16 protein-coding genes are annotated in these 25,683 nt (G+C 61.1%); 2 read left to right on the forward strand and 14 right to left on the reverse strand.

The window, feature by feature from the left end; genetic code table 11:
- Positions 1-35: 35 nt before the first annotated feature.
- Complete coding sequence (locus PSAL_RS13345) at positions 36-2,186, reverse strand: malate synthase G (protein ID WP_119841115.1); 2,151 nt, start codon at positions 2,184-2,186, stop codon at positions 36-38.
- Between the two features lie 151 nt (positions 2,187-2,337).
- Between PSAL_RS13345 and PSAL_RS13350 the strand changes: the two genes are divergently transcribed.
- Entirely contained in the window at positions 2,338-3,120 is a 783-nt protein-coding gene (locus PSAL_RS13350; protein ID WP_119841116.1) for an IclR family transcriptional regulator, read from the forward strand.
- On the opposite strand, the gene PSAL_RS13355 is transcribed toward PSAL_RS13350, so the two are convergent.
- The 13 genes from PSAL_RS13355 to secA form a co-directional block, all read right to left on the reverse strand.
- On the reverse strand, positions 3,117-4,667 hold the full coding sequence (locus PSAL_RS13355; RefSeq protein ID WP_119841117.1) for a phosphate ABC transporter substrate-binding/OmpA family protein: 1,551 nt from the start codon (positions 4,665-4,667) through the stop codon (positions 3,117-3,119). The two genes, PSAL_RS13350 and PSAL_RS13355, sit on opposite strands and share 4 nt — an antisense overlap.
- Before the next feature lie 365 nt (positions 4,668-5,032).
- Complete coding sequence (locus tag PSAL_RS13360; RefSeq protein WP_119841118.1) at positions 5,033-6,496, reverse strand: TniQ family protein; 1,464 nt, start codon at positions 6,494-6,496, stop codon at positions 5,033-5,035.
- The gene (locus PSAL_RS13365; RefSeq protein ID WP_196222914.1) at positions 6,496-7,470 is read right to left on the reverse strand and encodes a TniB family NTP-binding protein; all 975 of its coding nucleotides are present in this window, start codon (positions 7,468-7,470) and stop codon (positions 6,496-6,498) included. Before PSAL_RS13365 ends, PSAL_RS13360 begins: the two co-directional genes overlap by 1 nt.
- 264 nt (positions 7,471-7,734) lie before the next feature.
- Positions 7,735-9,930, reverse strand: coding sequence for a DDE-type integrase/transposase/recombinase (locus PSAL_RS13370; RefSeq protein ID WP_119841120.1), 2,196 nt, complete (start codon positions 9,928-9,930; stop codon positions 7,735-7,737).
- A complete protein-coding gene (locus tag PSAL_RS13375) occupies positions 9,930-10,598 on the reverse strand; it encodes a hypothetical protein (RefSeq protein ID WP_119841121.1) in 669 nt (222 codons plus the stop codon). Before PSAL_RS13375 ends, PSAL_RS13370 begins: the two co-directional genes overlap by 1 nt.
- Before the next feature lie 190 nt (positions 10,599-10,788).
- Positions 10,789-11,301, reverse strand: a complete 513-nt coding sequence (locus PSAL_RS13380; RefSeq protein WP_331274426.1) for a DUF6634 family protein — start codon at positions 11,299-11,301, stop codon at positions 10,789-10,791.
- A gap of 597 nt (positions 11,302-11,898) precedes the next feature.
- Entirely contained in the window at positions 11,899-13,896 is a 1,998-nt protein-coding gene (locus tag PSAL_RS13385) for a 3'-5' exonuclease (RefSeq protein ID WP_119841123.1), read from the reverse strand.
- Entirely contained in the window at positions 13,893-14,108 is a 216-nt protein-coding gene (locus tag PSAL_RS13390; protein WP_119841124.1) for an HTH-like domain-containing protein, read from the reverse strand. The genes PSAL_RS13385 and PSAL_RS13390 overlap by 4 nt, the downstream gene beginning before the upstream one ends.
- A gap of 2 nt (positions 14,109-14,110) precedes the next feature.
- Positions 14,111-16,996, reverse strand: a complete 2,886-nt coding sequence (locus PSAL_RS13395; protein WP_119841125.1) for a site-specific DNA-methyltransferase — start codon at positions 16,994-16,996, stop codon at positions 14,111-14,113.
- Positions 16,993-17,922: a hypothetical protein gene (locus PSAL_RS13400; protein ID WP_119841126.1), complete on the reverse strand. Its 930-nt coding sequence runs from the start codon at positions 17,920-17,922 to the stop codon at positions 16,993-16,995. Before PSAL_RS13400 ends, PSAL_RS13395 begins: the two co-directional genes overlap by 4 nt.
- Positions 17,919-18,347: a hypothetical protein gene (locus tag PSAL_RS13405; RefSeq protein ID WP_119841127.1), complete on the reverse strand. Its 429-nt coding sequence runs from the start codon at positions 18,345-18,347 to the stop codon at positions 17,919-17,921. The genes PSAL_RS13400 and PSAL_RS13405 overlap by 4 nt, the downstream gene beginning before the upstream one ends.
- Positions 18,344-21,361: a BPTD_3080 family restriction endonuclease gene (locus tag PSAL_RS13410; RefSeq protein WP_408004214.1), complete on the reverse strand. Its 3,018-nt coding sequence runs from the start codon at positions 21,359-21,361 to the stop codon at positions 18,344-18,346. Before PSAL_RS13410 ends, PSAL_RS13405 begins: the two co-directional genes overlap by 4 nt.
- 542 nt (positions 21,362-21,903) lie before the next feature.
- Positions 21,904-24,624: a preprotein translocase subunit SecA gene (gene secA, locus PSAL_RS13415; protein WP_119841128.1), complete on the reverse strand. Its 2,721-nt coding sequence runs from the start codon at positions 24,622-24,624 to the stop codon at positions 21,904-21,906.
- Between the two features lie 174 nt (positions 24,625-24,798).
- Here secA and PSAL_RS13420 point away from each other — a divergent pair, with 174 nt between their 5' ends.
- A complete protein-coding gene (locus PSAL_RS13420; RefSeq protein ID WP_119841129.1) occupies positions 24,799-25,680 on the forward strand; it encodes a peptidylprolyl isomerase in 882 nt (293 codons plus the stop codon).
- The last annotated feature ends 3 nt before the right edge of the window (positions 25,681-25,683 follow it).

The following is a 25,683-nucleotide window of genomic DNA, read 5'->3' on the forward strand; positions in this document are numbered from 1 at the left end:
GGCGTCTGGTCAGTAATCCAAGTTCAGGCCATCTGTCAGGCCAGTGCCTTGGCCTCGCGGCGGCGGGCATGCAGCACCGGCTCGGTATACCCCGAAGGCTGGGCGATCCCCTTGAAGATCAAGTCCCGCGCGGCGCCAAAGGCGACACCGTCGAAATCGGGCGCCATGGGCTGATAGGCAGGATCACCGGCGTTCTGGCCATCGACCTTCACCGCCATGCGCTTTAGCGCCTCCATTACCTGATCCTCGGTAACGAGGCCATGCAGCAGCCAGTTGGCCAGGTATTGCGACGAAATCCGCAGGGTGGCGCGGTCTTCCATCAGGCCGACATCATTGATGTCCGGCACCTTGGAACAGCCGACGCCCTGATCGATCCAGCGCACCACGTAGCCCAGGATCCCCTGGCAATTGTTGTCCAGATCGCGCGAGACCTCTTCTCCAGTCAGGTTGCGACCGGCCAGCAGGGGCGGGGTCAGCAGGTCATCGAGGCTGGCTTGTGCCCGTGTTTTCAACTCGTCCTGACGCTTGACCACGTTGATCTCGTGATAATGGGTCGCATGCAGCACCGCGGCCGTGGGCGAAGGCACCCAGGCGGTGTTCGCCCCGGCCATCGGATGCCCGGATTTGGCGACCAGCATTTCGGACATGACATCGGGCTTGGCCCACATGCCCTTGCCGATCTGCGCCTTGCCCTGCAGGCCCAGCTTCAGCCCCCAGTCGACATTGCCGTCCTCGTAGGCGTGAAGCCAGGCGGCGTCCTTCATCTCGGCCTTGGGCACGAAGGCTCCGGCCTGCATCGAGGTGTGGATCTCGTCCCCCGTCCGGTCAAGGAAACCGGTGTTGATGAAGACCAGACGATCCTTCACCGCGCGGATGCATTCCTTGAGGTTGACCGACGTGCGGCGTTCCTCGTCCATGACGCCCAGCTTGACGGTATTGACCGGCAGGCCCAGCACCTTTTCGACACCGGCATAAAGACGGTCGGCAAAGGCGACCTCTTCGGGGCCGTGCATCTTGGGTTTGACGACGTAGACCGAGCCGCAGCGGGAATTGCGCAAGCCTTCGGTCTTTTTCAGGTCATGCATGGCGCAGGCGACGGTGATCATCGCGTCCAGCATGCCCTCGGGGACCTCTTCACCATCGAAAAGCACCGCATCGGTGGTCATCAGGTGGCCGACGTTGCGCACCAGCAGCAGGGCGCGGCCCGGCAGGGTAAACGGCGTGCCCTGAGGGTCGAGGTATTCGGGATCGTCCTGCAGGCGGCGGGTCATCTCCTGACCGCCCTTCTGGAAGGTCTCGGTCAGATCGCCCTTCATCAGGCCCAGCCAATTGGCATAGACGGCGGTCTTGTCGGCGGCATCGACGGCGGCCACGCTGTCTTCGCAATCCTGGATCGCGGTCAGGGCCGCTTCCATCAATACATCGCGCAGACCTGCGGGGCTGTCCTGGCCGACGGGATGCGAAGGGTCGATCTGCAGCGCGACATGCAGGCCATTGTGCTGCAACAGGTAGGAGGCCTTGGCGCCGTCTTCGGTGTAGCCGACGAAGGCATCGGGGGTCTTGAACCCGTGCAGCGTGCCGTTCGCCTCTGCCATCAGTTCCGCACCTTCGCGGCGATAGACTGTGACCTCGGCATGGCTGACACCTTTCAGCGGGACGGCCAGGTCAAGGAATTCAGCCGCCCAGGCCATCACCTGGTTGCCGCGGTTCCGGTCATATCCCTTGCCCTCGGGGGCGCCGGGGATGGCGTCGGTGCCGTAGAGCGCATCGTACAGCGATCCCCAGCGGGCATTGGCCGCGTTCAGCGCGAAACGCGCATTCATCACCGGCACGACCAGTTGCGGACCGGCCAGCGTAGCGACCTCCGGATCTACATTTTGTGTCCCGATCTCGAAATCGGGACCTTCTTCTACGATATACCCGATTTCTTCGAGGAAGGCGCGATAGGCTGCCGAATCCCAGGGCTGGCCCTTGCGGGCCACCAGCCAGGCGTCGATCTGCACTTGCAGTTCTTCGCGGACGTCAAGCAGGCGCAGGTTTTCCGGTGCCAGCGTCGTCACCAGGCGGGCAAAACCGGACCAGAAGGCCTCGGCGGTGACATCGAGGCCCGGCAGGACCTGATCTTCGACAAGCGCAGCCAGTTCGCCGGCCACGGACAGACCGGAACGGGACACATATTGGGTCATGGGGTTTTCTCCTGAATCTCTTGCAGACAACATAGCCGCTACGGCAGCTCAGGCGATGGGAATTGCAAATGTTTCCACGATGCGGAAAACCTTTGTCTGGAAATGGAAAAGCCTGGCATGATGGGCTTGGCTGGACCAAGGGGAGGACCGGATGAGCGACAACCAGAATGTGCAATCGGTGGACCGCGCCCTGACCTTGCTGGAGCTGATCGCGGCCGAACCCGAGGGCCTGCGCCTGTCCGATGTTGCCCGGCGCGCCGCCCTTGCGCCATCGACCACCCACCGGCTGCTGACCACGCTTGAACAGCGCGGCTTTCTGCAAAGTGACGCGGCCTCGGGGCATTGGCATGTCGGGCGCAGCGCCCATCGGGTCGGCGCGGCCTATATGCTGTCGCGCAACCTTGTCGCCCCGGCGCTGCCCTTCCTGCGGCGGCTGCGCGACGCGACACGGGAAACCGCCAACCTCGGCGTGATCGAGGACGGAGAGGTCGTGACCCTGAGCCAGGTCGAAAGCCGCGAGATCATGCGCGCCATATCGCCCCCCGGCGGGCGGGTCCCGGTGCTGTGTTCCGGCATGGGCAAGGCGATTCTGGCGACCCGCCCCGATGACGAGGTCGATCACATGATCCGTCGTCACGGGTTTCGCGCCGCCACCGCGCATAGCCTGACCCGCCCCGAGGCCGTGCAGACCGAAATCGGCCGCATAAGGGCACAGGGCTGGGCGCTGGATGACGAGGAATTCGTGATCGGCCTGCGCTGTGTCGCCGTCGTGGTCTGGGGGCCGGAGGGCGAGCCGGCCTGCGCAATCTCGGTCTCGGGACTGGCGGCGCGGATGACCCCGGAAAAGGTCGCCAGTTGCGCCGGAACCCTGCGCCGCATCGCGGCCGAGCTGAGCCTGGCCATGGGGGGACGCGCCCCCGGCATATGGGGCTAGCGCACCCAGACCTCGACCCGGCGGTTCACGGTGCGGCCCCAATCGCTGTCGTCGCAGGCCATCGGCATGGCTTCTCCGAAGGCGGCAGTGCCAAGGGTAATGCGGGCGGAATCAAAGGTTTGCATCGCCGCCAGCAGGGCTCGCTCCACGGCCTGCGCGCGGCGGCCAGCGATCTCGCGGTTCACGCCGGCATCGCCTTCACCGTCTGAAAAGCCCGCCAGAAGGACCTCTCTGCCATCGTAAAGCCCGCTTTGCAGGGCCTCGGCCAGCAGCCTCAGGTTGGAGCGCGATTGCGCATCCAGCTGCACCGCACCGGGGGCAAAGCGGAACGACAGGGACAGCCGCTTCATCGGGCGCAGTATGGCCAGCATCTCCTGAAGGTCAGTCAGGCTGACCTCGGTGCCCGCGCGGGCGATGGCATTGGCGAAACGGTCGCCCTGATCGGCAATCGGGACCTCTTCGGGCAACTGGTCGGTGAAACCGGCCCGGCGGATCACGTGCTGGGCCTGCGGGCTGCCGGTATAGGCCAGGAAGTCGCGGGCCAGTTTCGGCAGGCGGCGGGCCGGCTGATAAAGAAAGACGGGCGTCGTCAGGGGGTAATCCTCGGTCTTGGCATCGCGGCGACTGGCCTGAAGCGCGACGCCGCAGGGACCGCCCACGCCCAGCCCCACAGCCCCGCCAACCGCGCTGGACCGGGTGATCCCGATGGCAAAGGGGTCGTCCAGCACCGCCTGCAACAAGGCGCTGTCGCTGTCATGTTCGACCACGTCCCCCCCGATCACCGCGCCGCCAGTCAGGAACTTGTCCTCTACCGCCTGCCCCGGACCCGACCCGAGGTGGCGCAGATGCACGGCGACCGGCGCATCCGGCCCGCCAAGCGCCTGCCAGTTGCGGATGTCACCGCTGAGGACATCGGCCAGTTGCGGCATCGAGATCCGCGTGACCGGATTGCCCGGCCAGACGATCGGCACCAGCGCATCCAGCGCCAGAACCCTCAGCCGGCCCGGCCGATCAAGGTCGCCCAGCCCTTCCTCACGCGCCGCCACAAGCTCGGCCGGACGGATTTCGCGCAGGGCCATGACAAGGTCGGTGCCCTCGCTCAGCAGGTCGCGAAACCCGTCATCGGTGTTGGAACTGCGGATGGTGAATTCGCCCGCCAGCCGGTCGCCTTCGAACAGTTGATACAGCACCACGCCGCCGGAACGATCCTCGCGGCGCAGGGACAGTCCCTGGCGCAGACCGAACCCTTCGATCAGGGCGGGCATCAGGACGGTGCCGATACTGGCCGCACCGGAAATCGTCAGCCGGGCGACGAAATCCTGCAGATCGGGGCATCCCGGCCCGTCACAGAGCACACCCGAGCCATCCAGCGTCAGCACGCCGAATTCCGAATCGACGCGATAGAATTCGCCGTCAAAGCCCAGCAGATCGCCCGCAACGGCGACCGTCCCGTCACGCGAGGTCAGCGTGACATCCTGTGCGCGAAGGGGTGACAGGCCAAGAACAAGGAAAAGAACGGCAAGGCCCGCCGAACGGAAAAATCGCATCTATGCCCCCCGGCCCGGATCAGTCACCGGCGAAGTCTCGGGGGTATGAAGAGGATTTTCAACCGGGCGCGACGCCCATGCGCCCTTGCCCGGTCAGACGTTGCCCCCGCGCCATGGACCACGGCACGGGGGCAATCTTGCCGGGATACGTCTGTAGAACTACTTCGAGATTTTCCCAAGCATCGAAAACTCTCAGAAAAAATGCTTGAAATCAAATAGTTGGATTTGCCCCCAGAGGCGAAACCCTAAGATCTTCCCATGTGACGGCTAAGTTCATGCCAAGGATAGGATTTTCCGGAAACCACACATGAAAAAGGGCCCGCAACGCGGACCCCGAGGCGATTCCAGATCTGTAGGTGCGGAGCTTACCCTGCGCGGATCGCCGTCACCTCCTTCAACGGCAACAAGACAGACGCCAAGCCGTCTCCGTCAGGACAGCGGAAGGCCGGTAGCTCGTTGGCAAGAAGAGCCCTCACGACATCGGACGTCGTGCCAATCTTCCGCTGACAGATTGCCCCGACTGGGTGCAGGTCAATTTGCCCGGCACTTTCTGAATCCGGCAAGGCGGCAAGCTGAGCGAGAAAGGCGTCGAGACTTCGACGCGAGAAGACGACATGGCGAATGGCACCGGGAGACCCCGCCGGCACCACGGGCTTCAAGACGCCATCCCGATACAGGGCTCTCGCCTGCGAAAAGCTGGCGCCGATGTACTCGTCCAGATCGGCCAGGGGGATACCCGTCTTGAAATCCTGCACCAGTTGCGCAATCTCCCTGGCATCGAACCGGATAAGGCCACAGTCGTCCATGCTCGCATCGTGGGGAATATGCCCGATCTTCTTGAGCATACGCGCCATGCTGGAGGTCTTGTGACCGAGGGCCTCACCAAGGCTCTGAACGCTGTGGAATCGCCGATATTTGAGCTCCTCACCCAGGACCTTTGTTCCGGCCTCCAGTACATCGTGTTCGATGATATGGTCCCGCAAGATGCCGAGGAGAGGTCCGGGGTCGCGGGTTTGCCACTGACGGTTCATCCATTCGTATAGCTTCCCATATTTTGCGAGCGGTCCGGCTTGTGCCGCTTGTGCAGGCGAGGCCTCACGGATCCGATCCAGCGCAGCGACCAGCGCCTCAGGGCCTTGGGAATAGACCCGGAAGCCCTCCTCCAATGCGGCTTCATGGCGCAGGACCGACAGCCTGTTGGGAGCGATCTTGTGGCCTTCGCGCATGACCACCCCAAGGAGCAGCGACGCATCGAGAACCTGCTCCAGCCCCTGTTCATCCAGCCAAGAGTCCCTTTCCGGCACGTTTTGCAGTCGTGCTTCCAGCCACTGCAGATAGCAGGGCACGGGGTCAGACACAGTATGAGAGACTGACGCCGGAATGATGCCCGTCGCCTCCTGAAGCGTCCTTGCAGGCTTTTCCGACCGCTGCAGCCAGATGCCATGGCGTGGGCACCTGTGAGCCGCAGCAACGCACCAGATCAGGCGCTGACGCCAGTTGCGGTGTTCGCCGTCCTCGGCGAGGCAGGCAGGACAGTACTTGTCCGCCGCGCGCGAAAGGGAGCCTGAATGGAACTGCTCTCCGCGGAACTCCATGCCTTTCCGGATTCCACGCATAGTAACCCTCAGAAGGTCGGCCTCATCGATCCCGGCAATGGCGGCGAACCGGGAAATGGCCTCGGGACGGCCAAGGGTGAAAGCCTCGCCATTGATCCGCATGTCAGCCAGCATCCAGTGAAGCGGCTGGCCCGTATGGATCGCGGCGAGGCGCCCGGCGAAGGACATCGCCGTTTCCTGCGTGTCGAGCGTGACATAGGGACGGAGGCGCATCACCGGCTCCAGCCCGCCTCTGTAAGAGACACCCGCACGGTGTCCCACGGCGCCTCCGCGAAGGGCGTTGTCTGCATCGCGCCATATTCCCTCGAGAAGACATGCCCCGCATCCCGCAGGGTCACCTTGCTGCGCCCCTCCTCCAGAGCGGCCACGAGAATGGTCTTAGCCAGATGGATCGCACGTCCGGGCTCGCCATTCTCGGCGAAGAGCACGCGGTCGGGCATCGCCTCTCCATCAAGGGAAAGACCCACTTTCTCTGCGCAAAGCTGCATGCTTCGCGCAAAGGTACGTGCCTCCTTGCTGCCTTCGGCGATGCGGGTAAGCTGGAACCTGGGGAAGCGTCGGTCGGTTTCGGGGTCCGTCATCACCCCCTGCCGGAGCTTGTCGACGCCGGCTGCGATGACCGCAACAGGCCAGTCACCCTGCAGCAGGCTCTTGAGCCTCTGGATCGCCCCTTCGACATCGCGGCCCGATCCCTTGCGGAGCAGATGATGTGCTTCGTCGATGACCAACAGGCGAACCCCGCGTTCACGCATCCGGTGGCGCGCCACGTCCCACGCCTGATCGGCGTTCGCGCGCGAGTTCATATCGAGGTATCCCAGTTTCTTGGCAATGCGGGACGCGAAGCTCTTGATCGTCGCTTCTGGAGGGACGGTGACGTAGAATGTGTTCCCGTCGTTTTCCCTGTCGGCCAGATGGATCATCGGTACTGTGCGCAAGGTTCTCCGGAGCAACGACGATTTGCCGGCACCGGACTCTCCGATAAGCATCAGGCCGCGGGTTTCACCGTTGAGCCGGTCGATCTTCGGCTTGGGTGTCAGCTGCCCTTCTTTGTCGGTCTTGAACAGACGCCCGAGGCGGGCGATCAGGGCATCATCGCGGTCGAGGCGGACATACCTGTCCTCCAGCCATTCGATCTTCTCTGGCAGGGATGCATCGGCAGGCAGGGCGGTCATCGTCTTGGTGATCATCTTGGTTCCTTGGATTGAGCATGACTTCTCCGGTCTCCGGGGCATGGCCACGAAGCTGGGAGGGCACGGTGTTAGGTTCACAGGCTGGGTGACGGGGTCAGGTGGAGCTGTTTGTTCAGGTGAAGTTGGTCCTTTGCGTTGGCCCTGAGGGGCGTGGATATCGGTGCGGTCGAGTTATGCGTGGGGTGCGAAAGTTGGCAGGCCTGAAGGCGAACTGTTTGCCGTCGGGAGAAGAAACGACGGAATTCTTCGGTCGCCCCGGCACTATTCCAGCAGGTCTTCATCGTCGGGTCCTTCGGCCGCTTCCAGCGTGGCCATCGTTTCCGGTTCAGCCGCGGGCTGACTTTCATCCAGAACCTCGTCAGCAAGGAGGTCACGGTACGGTTCGGCAGTGTAGCGGCGCTCCGAAGTATCTATGTGCCGCGCGAAATGTGCCTCCGTCAGCTCGACTCCATTTGCCGTCCTCGGGCGCGCGAACAGCCCCTTCGCCAGTTTCAGCGCCTTGGTATGTGCGTCGATGTCGTGGATCAGCGCGAGGCGGGCCGCCTCTGCTTCAGGGTCCTTGGTTTGACGTTGCTCCAGCCAGACATGAAGGTCGCTTTCATCCTTGCCGATCCAGCGCTCATCAGTGGCTGGTACGGTGACCCACTCCCCGTTTCCGGCACGCACTTCGATCGCGCCGATGTCCCCGCCCCAATGGCAGATCTCGAGGCGCTCACCTCCATGGGCGAACCACCTCTGCGTCAGCGCATCGCTTTGGTAGGTGACGTGCATCACCTTCAGCCCGTGCCGCCCGAGGGTCCTGTGAACTCGGGTGCCAAAGGCGAGGCGCATCTCCCGGTTGGTAATCTGACGAACCGGCATGTGGCTGGTCGCCTCTTCCCAGGCCTGCAACGGGGTCATGCCCAGCCCCTCGTGACGGCGGTTGTGGTATCCGTCGACGGTCCAGCGGACGAGCCAGCCGAGAAACTCCTCGATGGTCAGCGTGGCACGGGCCGCCGGGTCGTTGTCTCCGCGCTTCACCGGATTCTCGAAATTCCTGCCCGAGAACCTTTGCAGGAAGGTGCTGTGCAACGTCCTGAAGGTTCTTTCAATGAACGGCTTGAGCCAGGGTTTGCCGGCCGGGCTGCCGATGTTCGTGATCCCGAGAGAAGCAAGGATGTGGTACGCCTCGTCAGAGACGTAGGGACTGCCTCGATCGAGAACGGCCTCCTCCGGTGCGCCATGCTGAACCCAGTCAAAGCGGCAGCCGACAGCATCGGAGAGCGGCGTCTTGTCGGTATAGATCATCTCCAGCGTCTGGCGCAGCGTATCCGGGGTTCCCTCCGGCACGATCTGGAGCGCGAGAAGGCAACGCGTGTGAACATCGATCGCGGCCGAGATGACCACGCGCCTGGCAGCGCCATCAAATCCCAGGGCCACGATCTCGTGCGGGGCCAGAAGCTTGAAAATCCCGGTCAGCCTCAGAAGAAGCGTCAGGTCGATGGTGTATTCGTCGATCTCCACGCGCTCGAGCGCCCGGTACGTCGTGATGCCGACCCCCAAGGCATGCATGTCGCGATAGGCTCTGTCGAAGCCGGTCGACCTGATGGCATAGGCCGCGCACCCCAGTCGATCGGCCTGCCGTTTCACGAATGCCTTGCTGACCCTGTTCGACAGGCTCGGCAGAGGGAAATCGGCGCTGAACCGGCGGGCATTCTCCGCCTGGATCGCAGCAAGGACACTGTCGTGCAAGGAGCTGATGGATGGACGTTCCATATCGGCCAGATCATCGACCACACCGGCCACGAAATCCGCGAGTTCCGCCGTGTGCCCTGCCTTCCCACCACATCGGCGATAGGCATCGAACAGGCTATCCTCCCCCTTTGTCCGCAGCTTGCGCAGCCAGTTGTAGATCGAGGCGCCCTTGGAGGCAGGGTTGTCGTTCTTCACCTCGAGCTCGAAGAGGAACGGAGGCCGATTGGCATTCGAGCCGTAGACAGCCCGTTTTCGCCTTCCACGGGTCGAGCGGCCCATTGCCGCAACGAGGCGAGCATGGGCGGTTCTGGCGCGGGCGACGATAAGTTCCGCATGCTCCTCGAAGTCACGCCTCCGGTGCCCCATCCGGTCCTCCGCGATCAGCTCTTCGGCCGCGAGGGCACAGGCCTTGCGGACGAGCATGCGAGAGGTTTCCTCATGCGTCCGCAAGTGACGAAGGATGTCGTCGGGATCGGTCTCCATTGCGCGCGGCCGCGACAGGATAACCAGCTGGCCGTGGCGGTTGTCCGCCTCCACATGTTCGTGCGTCAGCAGCCGGTGCGCACGCTCGGTGATCACGCCGGTTTCGGGATCGCTCCATTCCTCCCAGACGACCAAGAAGCCTTCCGGTCTGGCTTCGACGACCGAGCCATGGCGTGGTCCGACGCGGAAATTGCAGCCAACCTCCAGCAGGTGGTGGCGCTGTACCAAGGAAACTGCCATCACGCGGTTCCTGGGCTGCTGATGATGGAATGCTCGGTGATTGGCTCCTCGTCCGCGACCACGATGATGCCTGAACGGATCGCGCGGATGACGCTCCACCAGCCGTCACGACCGACAGGCGTCTGGTCAAGGAAATCACGGATGGTCCGAGGTCGTTCCATTCCCGCCAGTTCGGATCGCACGAGCAGATCCAGTTTGGGGTTCGGGTGCCGCGCCGCATGAAACAGCTTGACCCGAGAAAGGCGGATCGGATCGATGTTCCGTTCCGTGACCACGTGGACATGATCTGCCATCGCTGGAACCGCGACATGGCGGATTACCTGCATCGCGTGCTGAAACTTGTAGGTTCTGGCAACCTGCTCGGGCTTCACCGAGATCGCGATCCGCTGGCCCGACGCCAATGTCAGCCGCAGATCGAACCAGTACGCGGTTGCCGCAACGCCTTGCGTCCGTGCCATGATCGGGGCGAGCTGCTCTTCCAGGTCGTGGAAGTCGGTGCGGTAGATGCAGCAGAGCGCGGCCTTGTATTCAAGCAGGCTGCCAAAGCCCAGGGCACGGGACTTGCCCGCAGCATTCAGGAAGGTCAGCTGGCCGACGAAGTGGTATTTGGACGCCCTTGGAATAGCGCGCCTGGCGCGGGATGGAAGATAGGTATCGTCGAAGCTCATGTTATCTCTTTCTGCTGGCCACAACTCTCCCGGCGGCTGAAACGGACATTTCAGCCGGGGGATGCGACGTGGTTCTGGGTGAGGCAGCGCGTTTGCCCGCGTCTGCCGTCTACTGCATTTTACGTAGGCGCAAAATTTTCAGCCCATCAGGGGCTGGCGGGAAAAAAATTCATTTTTTTCAGGGCCTAAGCTACTTGAAACACGATTTTTCTTGGCATACGGGCCAGGCTCTTGCCAACCGGCTCAGCTCAGGGATCAGGTCATCGTAGCCGGCCTTGAAAGCCAGATCGAAGACTTGCTGAGTACGTCGGGCGATACATTTCAGGGCAACGTGAATCGGTAAGCTGATGACACCTTTGTCGACGGCGACAAGGTATCCGGGAAGGACATCGTCCAGATATTCCCCCGGGAGCTTGGGCACGAAGGCGGGCCCGAGCTTGTACCACCGTGACAACGTCCGGGCCCACTCTCGGTCCGGCGACAAGTGTATCAGAGTGGATGTCTGGATCCGCCGGTCACCCAACACGGGATGACCGGTGACGCTGCCGACAAGGAACACTTCCCGACCCCGCATTGCAGCAGTCCAATTGTCGAGGAAAGGCGCTTCCAGTTCGGAACGATCTGGATCCACACCAAGGCAAACAGCGCGGAAAGCAGTCAGGTACATTTCGACAAGTTTTCGAGGAGACGGTGAAGAGTGCATGTTCAGGTCCAAGCATGGAACAACGCCCCCGGCGCCATTGGAAATACACCGGGTGGGTTAGATCAGTTTCAGGATGAACGCGCGTGTTCTGAGAAGCCGCATAGGTCGGTCCGCAGTTGCAAGGAAGTCGAAAGTATTGCGAAAACAGGGACTTTCGACACTTTCCATGGGCGAATTACCCAAGACTGTCTCGTCAGCATGCCGATCCAGATGGTCTTTTCGCACGGAGTTTCGGCGTAACTTTTTCTCGGCCGTGCAGAAGCCAAACTCGCATGGCCGCTTCGGCAACTACCCGCGGTTGTCGAAAGAGTCAGATAGAGCTCCTTATAGGTGCCCTTGAGAATCATGCGCCGGAGGCGCGCTCACCTCCCGCTGGTCTCGTCATCACACCGTGTTCTCAGTCTTGACAGACTGCATCTATGCCACCGGCGATAAGGAACCTCTTCTACCGCAATCGGATCGCGTTGTGACGAACTCGGAAATGACCGTCAGAAGAAGCATCACCGGAAGACTCTGTGGCTCTGGATGCCGAGAAAATGAGGGACCGATAGGTAAGCCCTAGCGTGCCCTGCTCCGAATGCCGTCATGGACAACCCATCATCGCACAAGCAAATCGGCGAAATACTCGGACGTCGGCGCCACGCCAGACATCCATAGATGATCCCTTGCCCGAGTGGCCGCAACGTAAAGCAGATGCCGCTCGGTATTCATGACTTCATCTAATTGCGCTTCGTCCTTCGCTGCCAAAAGGCGGCTCTCGTCAGGCAGAACGCCATCATTCAACATGGCGATGGCGACAGCCCGGTATTCCGCGCCTTTTGCATCATGCATCGGCAATACCTGCACCTTGGGCAGATCAAGCGCACTCTCCACGCCAGGGACATCGCTTGCGTGACGCACGAGAACCGCGAGTTCCGTTGCAGGTACATTGTCGTATGCTAACCGGTCTTGGATCCACGATCTTAGGCCAGAAATCTCATCCTGAATGGTGCGAAATTCCCTGAAGGTAGGTGCCGGGCCATCAAATATCGACGTGATTCCAGTCCTGCTTTCCTCGTTTCCATCCGCCTCGATCAATGTCTCTGGCAGCAGTCGATCGCTCTGAGAACGTATCTGGTGGGAGGTTCGGTAATTGACCTTCAGGCTCCGAGAGCGACCGCGCAGTTCTATGCCGGCGGCTGACCAAGGGAACGGAGCCCGGAAAATGCGCTGCCCAATGTCGCCGGCGAAAAAAAGGCCATTCGGCCTGCCTCCGAGAGAAGCCCCTAAAAGCTTCAGTTCCGCAACCGAAACGTCCTGTGCTTCATCGATCAAGACGTTGTCGAAAGGAAAATCGCCGGCTTTGGAGAGATCATGGGCGAGCTGCGCTTCGGTCTTGAGTCCTGCGTGGTTCAGTCTGTCGCTTACAGCCCTGAAAACCTCCCAAAGTGCATCCCGGCGTGAAGCTGCCATGCGGACTTTGCGACCTAGCCTAGGGAGCTCCCGGTAGGCGCCCTTGGTCGCAACATCCCAAGCGTCCACTACGAGAGTCCATTCGTCGAACAGGAAGTCCGGATCCACCGCAATTCCCTGCGCGCTCGCCGCCTCCTCAAGGAAATGGCGCAGCGATGTCTCGTCGACGATCTCGACGTCACCGAACCTCTCTTGATGCAAGCGTGAGATCAACACGGGTAGAGCTTCAACAGTGATACGGCCAAGCGTACCCGCAGACGCAACCTGAGGCAGCTTTTGGGCGAGGCTATCCGCGAGCTTGCGGTTGAATGTCGTCAGCAACACCCGACCATTGGTGTTTTCCGCAAGGCGAGCCGCCCTGTGCAGTGCCACCACTGTCTTGCCAGTTCCCGCCGAACCGATCACCCGTGCCGGGCCGTTGAAATTCCGGTCGACATATTCCTGCTGGGCAGGATGCAGGAATACCGCCCATTTCTCCCAAGGAGCATCCAGTGCCGCCTGGAGTTCCTCCAGGTTATCCAGCACACGGAATCTGCGCTTGGTGTCCGGATGCTCCCAGGGATCCGCACCATTCTCCGAAATCGTTGCTGGAATGGGTGTTTCCCCGACGGCTGCAGAAAGGACAGCATTGGCGGCTTCCGTTGGAAGGTGGCCCGCGATATCAAGAACAGTCTCATCGGTCACATCACGCACCGTATCGATCCAGTCGGTCGGGATGCCCCAAGACAACAACGTATCGTCATCCAGGTGGGACAAGGGGCGCGGCAGCTCGACAGCCTTTTCGACGTAGCGCTGAACGATCACCTCTTCGATTGTCTCGCGGGCCTCGACGATCTGAATGGCCCCCGTGCGCGGATGACTTTCGATCCGGCGCGTTTCGGCCCAGCGGTAGGCCGCATCGTGATGGCCGACCCAGGCGAGGAGGCTTTGCCCGGCCTTCTTGTGAATAACCATACGGATGTCACGGTTCACCCGAGCAGTCCAGAAATCCGGATCACGGGCGCGGTCGACGCGGTGCATCCCAAGGCCAGGCAAGCTTGGATCCATCTGAAAATCGAAGGCCGAGGTCTTGACCTGCTTCTGCTCCTGGGGCGTCAGTTTGGCCAACGCGTCGTAAAAGGTGTCGGCGATACGGTGGGTCATTTTTCGACGACGTGTCGCGCCAGGTTGATACCTTTTCGAACTTCAGTCTGATAGCTCTTCGGAAGCCCGGCCCGGATAACGATTTCCTCCAGTGGCATGCCCTTCAGGCTATCCGCATAGCGGATGCCGAACAGATGAATGGATACGGCCTTCCCTGTAGCCGGATCATCATACATGGCGCGAAGCGCCTTGGCTGCGTCTTCCAGTCTCATACCTAAACCCCCAACACCTTCATCACCTCATCGCCAAGGTGGTTAATCACCTTCACCGCCACTCGCCCAGACTTCGGACGGGCGAACGGACGCGAGACCGTCCGCTTCAAAGACTCCCACGCCTCCTCGTCCACTTCCCCCTTCAGCGTGGTCTTCAACTGCTTGTAGGGGATCTCGGCGCCCGGGAAATAGGCATGGCGGACGAAGAACGATTCCTCGTTGTAATCCGTGTCGATGAACCAGCAAGCGATGTCGTCGGGTTCAGAGGACACAACCTTACCGCTCGCAGGCTTGAAGATGTCGACGCCCAGCAATTCGATCCGCAGTTTGTCACCGTCTTGCCGAACCTCGATGTCCGGCTCGCCGAAGACGACGAACAGGTTCCCGCCACCCGCCTTCAGCTCGTCCGCCATGTGCAGGTCGGGGTTCATCCGGGCCTGAAGAATCGGCAGACGGCCAAGCTTGCGAAACTCGGCGGTGTGGGCGTCGTAGTTGAAGGCGCAGGTGATGAGGATGTCGAACCCAGCATCCACCGCCTCGCGCGCTGCGGCGGTCAGGTCGGCGCGTTGCAGGGTGCCGTACTCCGGGCCGATCAGGATACCGGCGCGGCGTTCGATGTCGCCCTCCATGTACCGCCCCTCGGCCGCCAGCCATTCACCCGGCCAGGGCTGAAGCTGGGTGAACTCTACCTTGTCGGCCTTGTCGGCCTGCTGGACACCGGCCTTGCGCAGATTGTCGAGGATGGCAGCGCGGTAGTTGTCGGCTTCGGTGGCGGCCTTGCTGCGCTTGCCCTGGGCGGCGTCGACCTCCTCGATCAGCTCGCCATGTTCGTTTACCGCCTGGGTGCGGTGGGGCGAGAGGCTTTCGACGGTGAAGGGGCCGGCGACGCGGACGCGTTTCCTGTCCTCGTAGGGCTTGTCGTAGAGGTATTCGTGATCGGCCTTGGCGGCGATGCTGGCGTCGATCTCTTTCTGGCGGGCGATGCGGGCCTCCCAGAACGCGCGCAGCGCCGTCTTGGCCACGTCGGGCCAGTGGTCGGGGGCCTCGCGCGGGATTTCCCATTCCATGAAGCCGTTTGCCGGGGCCATCTCTTCGCTGGGCAATTCGACCACACCGCTGGCGGTGAAGTCGATCTTCTTGCTCTTGCGGCCGCCGGTTTGGACCTCAAACGGCGTGGAGTGGCCTTGCAGTGCGGTGTTGAGCGCTGCGCGGGCGTCTTCGACGGAGGGCTGCATCGCCTCCCAGATCTTGTCGATCTCGGTGTTGTTGGCGATACTTTTCAGCGTGATGTGGGGCACGCGCTGGTAGACGAAGCCGTGGCGGATGTCGTTGTAGGTGTCGGCGGTCGAGGGGCTTCGCCGCGTGACCTCGGCCTCCTTCTTCTGCCCGGCCTCAGAGTCCTTGAGCAGATACCAGGGGTACTTCGCGCCCATGATCCGCGCGCGGGCAAGCGCGAGGGCCACCCGGGAGGTGTCGATGGTGATCCAGCGCCGCCCCCATTGCTCGGCGACGTAAGCCGTTGTGCCGGAGCCGCAAGTGGGATCGAGTACGAGGTCGCCAGGATCGGTGCTCATGAGGAGGCAGCGTTCAATGACCTTGGTGGAGGTTTCAACGACGTATCTTTTTTCGCTTATATAACCTGCGCGATTTGTGTCCGCCCAAACATTGGAAATTGGTTCGATTTGAAAGTCTGAGAGGTAACGAACGTACCGAATACTATTCGTCGAAGGATCAATGCGCTCAGATTGATCAAGTCTCCGCATTCCTTGGAGGTGTGTTTTCCAGTGAGAGTTTTTCGCCGGATCATAGAATCGTCCAAAAGCTTGGAAAGACTTTGAGCCTTCTGGTGTTGCTCCTTGTGAAGATAGGTTATCTTGGTAGTAGGGATCAATATTCTCGCCAGCGTTGACCCTTCGAGCGACTTCATCCTTTCCCAAGTTCGCTTTAGCGCCATCCTCCAATCGCGCGCGGGAATGGCTCCAGCCGCCACCGCCTCGCAATTCACGTATTTGATAAGGCTGTCGATACTTAATTTTCGTCTTGTCCTTTGAACACCAGAGGACAAGGTCGAAGATATTTCCGAGCCCAAGCGTTGACTGCCCCCCAGTAGTAACAAAGGGGATCATATTGACGAAATTCTCCTCCCCAAAAACCTCATCCATCAGAGCCCGCACCCGGTGGACGTTCTCGTCTCCGATCTGGACGAAGCACGACCCGCTCTCGGTCAGCAGCTCCCGCGCCACTACCAGCCGGTCGCGCAGGTATTGCAGGTAGGAATGGATGCCGTCGCGCCAGGTGTCGCGAAAGGCCTTCACCTGCTCGGGCTCGCGGGTCAGATGCTCCAGCTTGCCGTCCTTCACATCGCGCGAGGTGGTGGACCACTGGAAGTTGGAGTTGAACTTGATGCCATAGGGCGGGTCGATATAGATCGCCTGTACCTGGCCCTTGAGCCCCTCGCGCTCGGCCAGCGACGCCATGACCTGCAGCCCGTCGCCCAGGATCATCCGGTTCGACCACTTGCGCTGGTGGCGGTAGAACTCGATCTCCGCCTCGCGGTCGTCGTCCGTGATGCCGAAATGGTCAAACAGGTCCGCGCCGCTGCCTTCGCCGTTGCGCTTGTTGCCGGCGCGCAAGTCCTCGATGATCGCCTTGGGGTGGACCTGTTCCTGCAGGTAGATCGGCGGTGCGTCGACGGTCACCGCCTCCTGGTCGATGTCCTTGCCGCGCCAGATCAGCTGCGGGTCAAGGTCCGGGTTGCGCTGCTGGTAGGTGACCTTGATCGGGCGGGCATCTTCGGGATCCATCATCGGCGCAAGTTCCGGCGTGGGAATGTTCACCCGGCTGTCGTCATGGGTGATGGGCTCGATCGGGGTTTTCTTGTTGGTCATTGGTCTACATCCAGTGCTGCGGACAGCGCCGCGAGGTATATTTGCCGCCGTTCTTCTAGCCAGCGGAGCATGGCAGGCCAGTTGGCCCTGTCCTTGTAGGAAAGGTCATGGCGGTCGCCGAAGACATGGCCGAAGCGGGTGGGGTCGAAAAGCTCTGCTTCAAGCTCCGCGGCCAGCGGTTCCGCCATGGGGCCTAGCCGCGTGGCAGCGGATTGCTTGTCGGCACCTCGGGCCCCCCCCACATAGATGCCGCACTGGCGCTCTCCTATCCAGACGGAGACCCAGATCTTTTCGCCGGGCAGTTGGGAGTAGCTGTTCCAGGCGCGAGTGGGCTTGAAGCCCTCTTCGAGGACCTCGGGGAAGGTATCAATGTAGGTGTCCCAGAAGGCTTGTCGCAGGTCGGAAAGTTCGTCCGTTGCCGTGCTTGTCTCCTTCTTCCTCGACATCACGCGCCGCTCCCAGCCGTTCGGCTTTTCCACGACTTCGAAGATGGGCGCGAAGGGGCTGTCGCCGATGCGGACGACGCGCGCCTTGACGGCGAAGAAGGAAAATCCGTCCGAAGTGTGTTCGTTCAGCCAGCGGATGGCCGAAAGGTGCGGTTCGCGGAAGGCAGGGGCGATCCAGACGACGGTCTGCGCCTCGAGCCCCGCGAGGTAGGTCATGATCTGCCCAAGGTGGGTGTGATCGGTGGTTTCAAGCTGGTTCTCGATCAGGACGGTGGTGTCGTCCATCGGGTTCCGGGCGAGGATATCGGCAGAAAAGCTTTCCACCGCGACCTCTGTGCCGGTCAATTCCAGCGGGATTCCGATGACCTCTGACAGGTGGTCGATGTTCTGAGAAAGCCAGGGAGTAAACTGGTGCGCCTCATGTGGCCAGGCATCGCGAAGGGGAAGGTCCACGAGGCGGCCGAATTGGATATCTGTCATGATGGTTTCAGAACCTCGGAGAGTACCTTGCGGTAAAGGAGCACCGATTTGTCGAACCAGTCGATGACGATAGGCCATCGGCTTGGAAGCGAAAAGTCGGCCTTGGGATTGGCTTTGCGGAAGTAGTAAGGGTGCTTGGCATCCCCTTCATGTTTGTATGCCGTCGACAGTTTCTTTCTTAGCGCGGCTTCATGTGGCGCAAGCCGAGGGCCAGCCGTATCCACCGGATCATTGATGCGCCCGCGCAAAAAGACTGTCGCACCACCTGTCTGCCGGATTCCCAAAGACAGGATAACAGCATTGTCTTCCGTCATCGGGACCCAGAGGTTGCTGTCGAACTTCGGCTTCTCGTCGACGACCTTTGTATTTTGCAGGTACTGGGTCCAGAACTTCCGGCGAAGGTCCTCTATCGTCCTGTCGCTCATGCGGGCACCTTTCCAAGCATGTCGTTGATCGCCTGGTCCAGCCCCGGCCCAAAGTCGTTCACGTCGCGCAGTTCGGCAAAGCCCCAGTGACCATAGGTGCCAAGGCGGTTGACGGCCGGAATCCACTTCGCGCGTGTCGTTTCTGCCTTAAGCATGGCGTCGTGGCCACGGTATCCCTTGACCTCGACGATGAGGGTCGTCGGCTGGGGCGCGTCCAGACGAATGAGAAAGTCCGGTCGATAGGCCCGGGGCTCCCCTTCCTTGAGGTAGGGGACGTCGAAGCCGAGGTTGTGGTTCTTGGCATAGGAGAGAACCGCGGGATGGTCTTCGATACAGGCGGCCAGCTTGTCCTCCCAATCGCTGTCGGTGATGATCCAGTTGAGGTGACTGCGGTCGGGCCGTGGCCAGTAGCGCGTGGCGACAGAAGTGTTGAACTGGACGCCCAGGGTCGAACCTTCCGGATTGTATGGATCCAGCACGGCGCGCAGCACGCTAACCCCTCGGACCGGGTCCGTCAGGGCATTGAAGATGACATCACAGACCTCGTCGGCAAGTTCCCGGTAGAGCAGTTGGGCAGGTACGGTGTCGCCTTTGCATTCGAAATGCCCTTCCTTGAGCCATTGCAGGACGATCCGCTTGGCCGGTATGAGCAGGTGCATCTTCGGCGCGCCATTCTCGTCGCGTAACTTCTCGAAGATCATGTGCTTGGCGACATTGTATGCGATGGTCGAGAGACGCGCGGTTCTCAGATAATCCAGAGAGAGCCTTTCGCTCTCTCCCACGATGCCTTGCATTGTGACCAGGGTCGCGGAGACCTTCTCGGGGGTCAGGACGTATTTTTCGGTGTTGGAGAAGTCTACTTCGAGCTTATCGGAAGGAAGATCGACGACGTAGCCCTGGACGCGGGGAAAGTTTATTTCGAGGTGATCGCGCTCGGGTGACACGGCGCGGACCTGGATGACTTGACGCGGCTGCTGCGGCGGCGCGACGCGAGCCTTGTCGGAGAAGTTCAGTCCGTCGATCCCCATGATGTCGGCGTATTCCGTACGGAACAGTTTCGTGTCGGGGTCAATGTCATAGGACAGCCGGCGCAGCGCTCGGCCGATGACCTGCTCGCATATGAGCTGGGTCCCGAATGCACGCAGTCCGAGGATGTGGGTTACGTTGTTCGCGTCCCATCCTTCGGTCAACATGGAGACAGATACAACGCAGCGCACCTGCTCACCCAAACGGTCCTTCTTGCCGACGGTATTCATGACTTCTCGCAGGATGTCGGCATCGGTCAGGTCTTCGTGCGCGCCTCGTTCGGCCTGTTCTCGTCGGAAGGCCTCGATCTCCTCTGCATGTGTATCGCGGAAAGATTTATCGATATCTCCTCCGGCTTCGAGCGTCGCGCTGTCGATCAGGACAGTCCGAGGCCGGGTGAGCCTTTCGCCATCGGTGGCGAAGTTCGAGAACAGCTCGCACTTCCCGGGGACTGTTTCGAGCGTACCATCCGGGTTCTCGCGCTCGTACCCGGACATGTAGTCCCTGAGCAGTTCCGAGTTCGTCGTGTTGTTGCACACCACGATGAACACCGGGGGGATACCGACGCCTTCCTTCTTCCACAGATTGAAGGTTTTCTCGTAGTGACCGTAAAGAGCATCGATCGCAGTCTTGAGCGGTATCGGCAGGCTCTGCGGATCGGGCTTCACCTTCCCGCGCGCCTTCTTCGGCATCTTCTTACCGATCTCTTTCCAGAGATCGCGGTACAGGGGCACCTCCCCGCTTGGAAGATTGTCCGCAACGGGCACTCGTGGCAGCTTCACGATCCCGCACTCGATGGCATCCATCAGAGAAAAGTCAGAGACGACCCATGGGAAAAGCGTCCCCTCCACCCAACCCGAGCCCGCCAAGAAGAACGGCGTCGCGGAAAGATCATAGACGATCTGCACGCCGATCTGACGTTTTGCGGCTTCCAGACCAGAGATCCACAAGCGGGCTGCCTCAGCGTTTTCCTCGGCTTCCTTCTTTTCCTCACCAGTCAGACGCTCGGTTTCTGTGGCAGCCCGCTCCCTGTAGCAGTGATGCGCCTCGTCGTTGACGACGTTGATCTTCCCCAAGCCCATCAACTCGGGCATGACGCGCTTGACCATCTGCCCTTCGGTCTCGAGCGTCTTCATCTTATGCCCATGTCCTTCGAGGGCGGACCGAGTGCCTTTGGCGAGCTGCAAAGTCTCGCGCTGTTTGAAGGCGTGATAGTTCGTCAGGACGATCTTCGCCCGTTGCATATCCTGCATCAGGTCAGTTGGTACCAAATTGATGCGAGTGTAATAATTGTTGGCATCGTTTGGCAAAAGCACCCGCAGACGATCCTTAATCGTGATCCCCGGCGTGACGATTAGGAAGCCACGAGAGTAAGATCTGGAGTTCGGGCTGCGAACTGCATTGAGCGTTTGCCAGGCAATCAACATGGCCATGACAGTGGTCTTGCCGGCACCCGTCGCCAGCTTCATCGCCATGCGGAAGAGGTCAGGGTTGGCCTCGGCATTCGCGGCCTCAAGCCTTGTTCGGAAACGCTTGCCCCGCGGCCCAAGTTTCGGCGCGACCTCTGCTAGGAAAATCGCGGTTTCGACTGCCTCTAGCTGGCAGAAGAACGGTCGGATAACTTGGGTTTCATCCTTCTGCAGGGCACGCCAGTGTTGAAGCAGTCGCTGGGTCGTTGGCGTTACCTGCCAGTCGTTCGGATTCGGAAGGGCACGCCAGCTATCGACCTGGCTGCGCAATTCGTTGACGAACTCTGTCACATTATAGGCCATTTCCTGGGTTTCGAGCCCAGCCTCATTCAGACCCAGTTCCGGCTGTTGGCCGGATCTCTTCTTCACGCTCTTGGCTTTTGGCATGGCAGAAACGAGATCCGATCTGCGTCGGCTTCTCACGATTTGATCGGTGGGCCGACCATCCGCGTCCAATTCCCAATGTTGATCTGGATTGAAATAAGGGGAATTAAGAATCGGCTTTTCAAAAAAGGACACGGGCTGCCTCACAATGCTTTTCTTCAATCAACCAGCGGAGTGCCCCGTTTGCAATAGGTTGCGAAATGGCGTGCCACGGAAGGATCCGGCTGTTGCCTCACTTTTTTCTCGCCGGAGGTTGCCTGCTGTTCAGGCGCAATGTTGGGGTGGGCCTTCCCGACAAGCGTTTATGCGCTCAGCTGTCACCAGGTCGACGCTACGCAATGTATATCTCGCCCGGATGATAGAGGCTGCATTCTCGATGATGAACCGGGGAAATATGCTTGGTCTGTAGGGCAACCCTTCTAAAGCCGCTTAGCGACAGGAAGGTCTGATTCAGGGAACTGCTTTGTTGCCGTTCCGACGAACCGCCCGAAGGCTGCCAGTTTGCGACGAAGTTGCTGCAAGTACTGGGCTTATTGCCTTGACGACCATGCATCTCAAGACAGACGATGTTCCCAGATATAGGTAGGGCGCCCATTGGGCGCCCTACATGTAGATCTTGGGAAAATCTTAGCCTTCCACGGGAAAAACTCAGGTGTCCCTTACAACGTCACGGCCTGTCAGGTGATAGCGCCGTGGCAGTGCTTGAACTTCTTGCCCGACCCACAGGGACAAAGCGAATTGCGGCCCGGATTGCCCCAGGTTTCGGGGTTGTTCTCGTCAAAGCCCGGCAGGGCATCCTCGGCAGCGGCAGCGGGGACGCTGTCGCCCTCGGCCCGGTGATAGGCTTCGTCAACGGCGGCCTGCTGACGGGTCATGCGGTCCTGCAGGGCCTGAACCTGAGCCTGGCGTTCTTCTTCGGTCAGGGGACGCACGCGGGACAGGGTGGTGGTCACCTCTTCGCGCAGGGAATTGAGCATGGATTCGAACAGGGTGAAGGCTTCGTTCTTGTATTCGTTCAGCGGATCGCGCTGCGCATAACCCCGGAAACCCACGACCGAGCGCAGATGTTCAAGCGTCAGCAAGTGTTCGCGCCACTTGGCGTCGATACTTTGCAGGAGGATCTGCTTTTCGATCACCCGCATCGTATCAACCCCAAAGGCCGCAGCCTTGCGCGCCATGGCCTCGTCGCTGGCGGTTTCGAGCCGTTCGGTCACGGCTTCGTCGTCAACGCCTTCTTCCGCCGCCCAGTCGGTGACCGGCACGTCGATCCCCAGTTTTTCGCGGCAGGCCTCTTGCAGACCTTCGGTATCCCACTGATCCGCGTAGGTCTTCGGCGGCATATGTTCGGTGACAAGATCCTGGATCACCTCGTAGCGCATGTCCTGCGCGATCTCGGCAATCTCTTCGGCTTCCATGATCTCGCGGCGTTGCGAGAAGACAAGTTTCCGCTGATCGTTCATCACGTCGTCGAACTTCAGCACGTTCTTGCGCATGTCGAAGTTGCGACCTTCGACCTTGGCCTGCGCGCGTTCGAGCGACTTGTTGACCCAAGGGTGAACGATCGCCTCGCCTTCCTTCATGCCCAGACCCGACAGGACCTTGTCCAGCCGTTCAGAGCCGAAGATGCGCATCAGGTCGTCTTCGAGGCTAAGGAAGAAGCTCGACCGTCCCGGATCGCCCTGACGGCCCGACCGGCCGCGCAGCTGGTTGTCAATGCGGCGGCTTTCGTGGCGTTCCGTCGCCAGGACAAACAGCCCGCCGGCGTCGAGAACCTTTTGTTTCTCTTCGGCATGCTCGGCCTCGATCTGCTTGCGCAGTTCGTCGGGGTTGGCATCGGGGCTGGCGGCCAGGGCCTCCATCACCTTCATGTCGACGTTGCCGCCCAGCTGAATGTCGGTCCCGCGCCCGGCCATGTTGGTGGCGATGGTGATCGCCCCCAGTTTGCCCGCGTCAGCAACGATTTGCGCCTCTTGTTCGTGGTGGCGCGCGTTCAGAACGTTGTGCGGCAGTTCGGCGGCGCTAAGCATCTGGCTGAGCAGTTCGGATTTCTCGATGGAGGTCGTGCCGACCAGCGCCGGCTGGCCCTTGGCATGGGCGACCTTCAGTTCCTCGACGATGGCTTCGTATTTCTCGCGCGCGGTGCGGTAGATCGCGTCATCATCATCGATCCGGGCAATCGGCCGGTTGGTGGGCACTTCGACCACGCCGAGGCTGTAGATCTCTTCGAATTCATCGGCCTCGGTCATAGCCGTGCCGGTCATACCGCCCAGCTTGTTGTAAAGCCGGAAGTAGTTCTGGAAAGTGACCTGCGCCAGGGTGACGTTCTCGGGCTGGATGGTCGCGCCTTCTTTCGCCTCGATGGCCTGGTGCAGACCTTCGGACAGCCGCCGCCCGGACATCATCCGCCCGGTGAATTCATCGACCAGCACGACCTCGCCGTTGCGCACGATGTAATGCTGGTCCCGGATGAACAGCTTGTGCGCCCGCAGGCCTTGGTTGACGTGATGGACGATGGTCGTGCTTTCGGGATCGTAAAGCGTCTGACCCTCTTCCAGCAGCCCGGCGTTGTGCAGCAGTTCTTCCAGCTTTTCGTTGCCCTCTTCGGTGAAGGTGACAGAGCGCTGCTTTTCATCGACCGTGTAGCCGTCTTCGTCCAGCGCCGGGATCAGCGCATCGATGGCGGTGTAAAGCTCACTGCGGTCCTGGCTGGGCCCCGAGATGATCAGCGGGGTCCGCGCTTCGTCGATCAGGATCGAGTCGACCTCGTCCACAATCGCGAAGTTGTGTTCGCGCTGGTAGAGATCGCTCAGTTCGGACTTCATGTTATCGCGCAGATAATCAAAGCCGAGTTCGTTGTTCGTGGCGTAGGTGATGTCGCAACGATAGGCCGCCCGCTTGTCCGCATCACCCTGACCGGGATGCACGACACCGGTGGTCAGACCGAGGAAACCGTAGACCTTGGACATCCATTCGGCGTCCCGCTTGGCGAGGTAATCGTTCACAGTGACGACATGGACACCCTTGCCCGACAGCGCGTTCAGATAGGCCGGGAAGGTGGCGACAAGGGTCTTGCCCTCACCGGTCTTCATCTCGGCGATATTGCCCTCGTGCAGGAAGATGCCGCCCAGAAGCTGCATGTCGAAAGCCCGCAAACCAAGCGCCCGGCGTGCGCCTTCGCGGCAATTGGCAAAGGCTTCCGGCAGGATATCGTCCAGGCTTTCACCCTCGGCCACGCGCTTTTTGAAGGCTTCGGTCTTGTCGCGCAGACCCTCGTCCGTCAGCGCCTGGAACTCGGGTTCGAGCGCGTTGATCTTGTCGACCAGCGGGCGGGACGCCTTTACCTTGCGGTCGTTCGGGGTCCCGAAGACCTTCTTGGCGATTGTTCCGATACCCAGCATGCTCTACTTTCCGCTCTATGACGCCATCGTGCTCGGGCCGTGCTTGTGCGGAGGGTTCAAGCCCCTTAGACAGGGCCGGAACGGGCCGCTCGGCCCTTTGCCATAAGGCGATGTAGTGGGCGGACCCTAAAGTGTCAACGCCGCGCCCCAGCGCGGTCAAGGGAAGGAAAAACCATGTTGCATCGTCTCGCCACTGCCGCCTTCGTCGCGGCGGCCCTGCCCGTGCTCGCCATCGCCCAGGACCAGACCGAGGCCCCCGCCGCCTCGACCGAGACCGCCGCGCCCGTCGACCCGGCCACCGTTCTGGCAAAAGTCGGCGACACAGAGATCACCCTTGGCCACCTTGTCGCGGCCCGCAGCGGCCTGCCCGAACAGTTCGCGCAGATGCCCGCGTCGGTGCTGTTCGACGGCTTGCTGGACCAGATTGTGAACCAGGAATTGCTGAAGCAGGCCTATACGGGCGAAGAGCCGGATTCGGTCAAGGTGACCATCGACAATTCGCGCCGCTCGCTGATGGCCGCCGCCTCGCTGGCTGAATACCTTGAAGCCAATGTGACCGAGGAGGCCGTGCAAAAGGCCTATAACGACGCCTATGGCGACGGCTACGAGCCCGAGATGGAATACCACGCCTCGCATGTACTGGTGGAAACCGAAGAAGAAGCCAGCGACATCATCGCGCAATACGAGGACGGCGCCGAATTCGCCAAGCTGGCGCGGGACAATTCCACCGGCCCGAGCGCACCGAACGGTGGCGACCTGGGCTGGATGACCGCCGGCATGACCGTCGAACCCTTCGACATGGCCATGCAGGCGCTGGAACCGGGCGAAATCTCGGGTCCCGTGCAGTCGAACTTCGGCTGGCATGTCATCAAGATGAACGAAACGCGTGAACAGGCCCCTGCCTTCGAAGACGTTCAGGCCGAGCTGCGCGCCAAGGTTCAGGAAGATGTCACGATGGCCTATATTGACGTGCTCAACGAGTCCGGCAATGTCGACAAGAGCGGCGCCGAGGGCATCGACCCGGCCGTTCTCGACTCGATGACCCCTCAGGAGTGACCC

Source organism: Pseudooceanicola algae (assembly GCF_003590145.2).
Classification (GTDB): Bacteria; Pseudomonadota; Alphaproteobacteria; order Rhodobacterales; family Rhodobacteraceae; genus Pseudooceanicola; species Pseudooceanicola algae.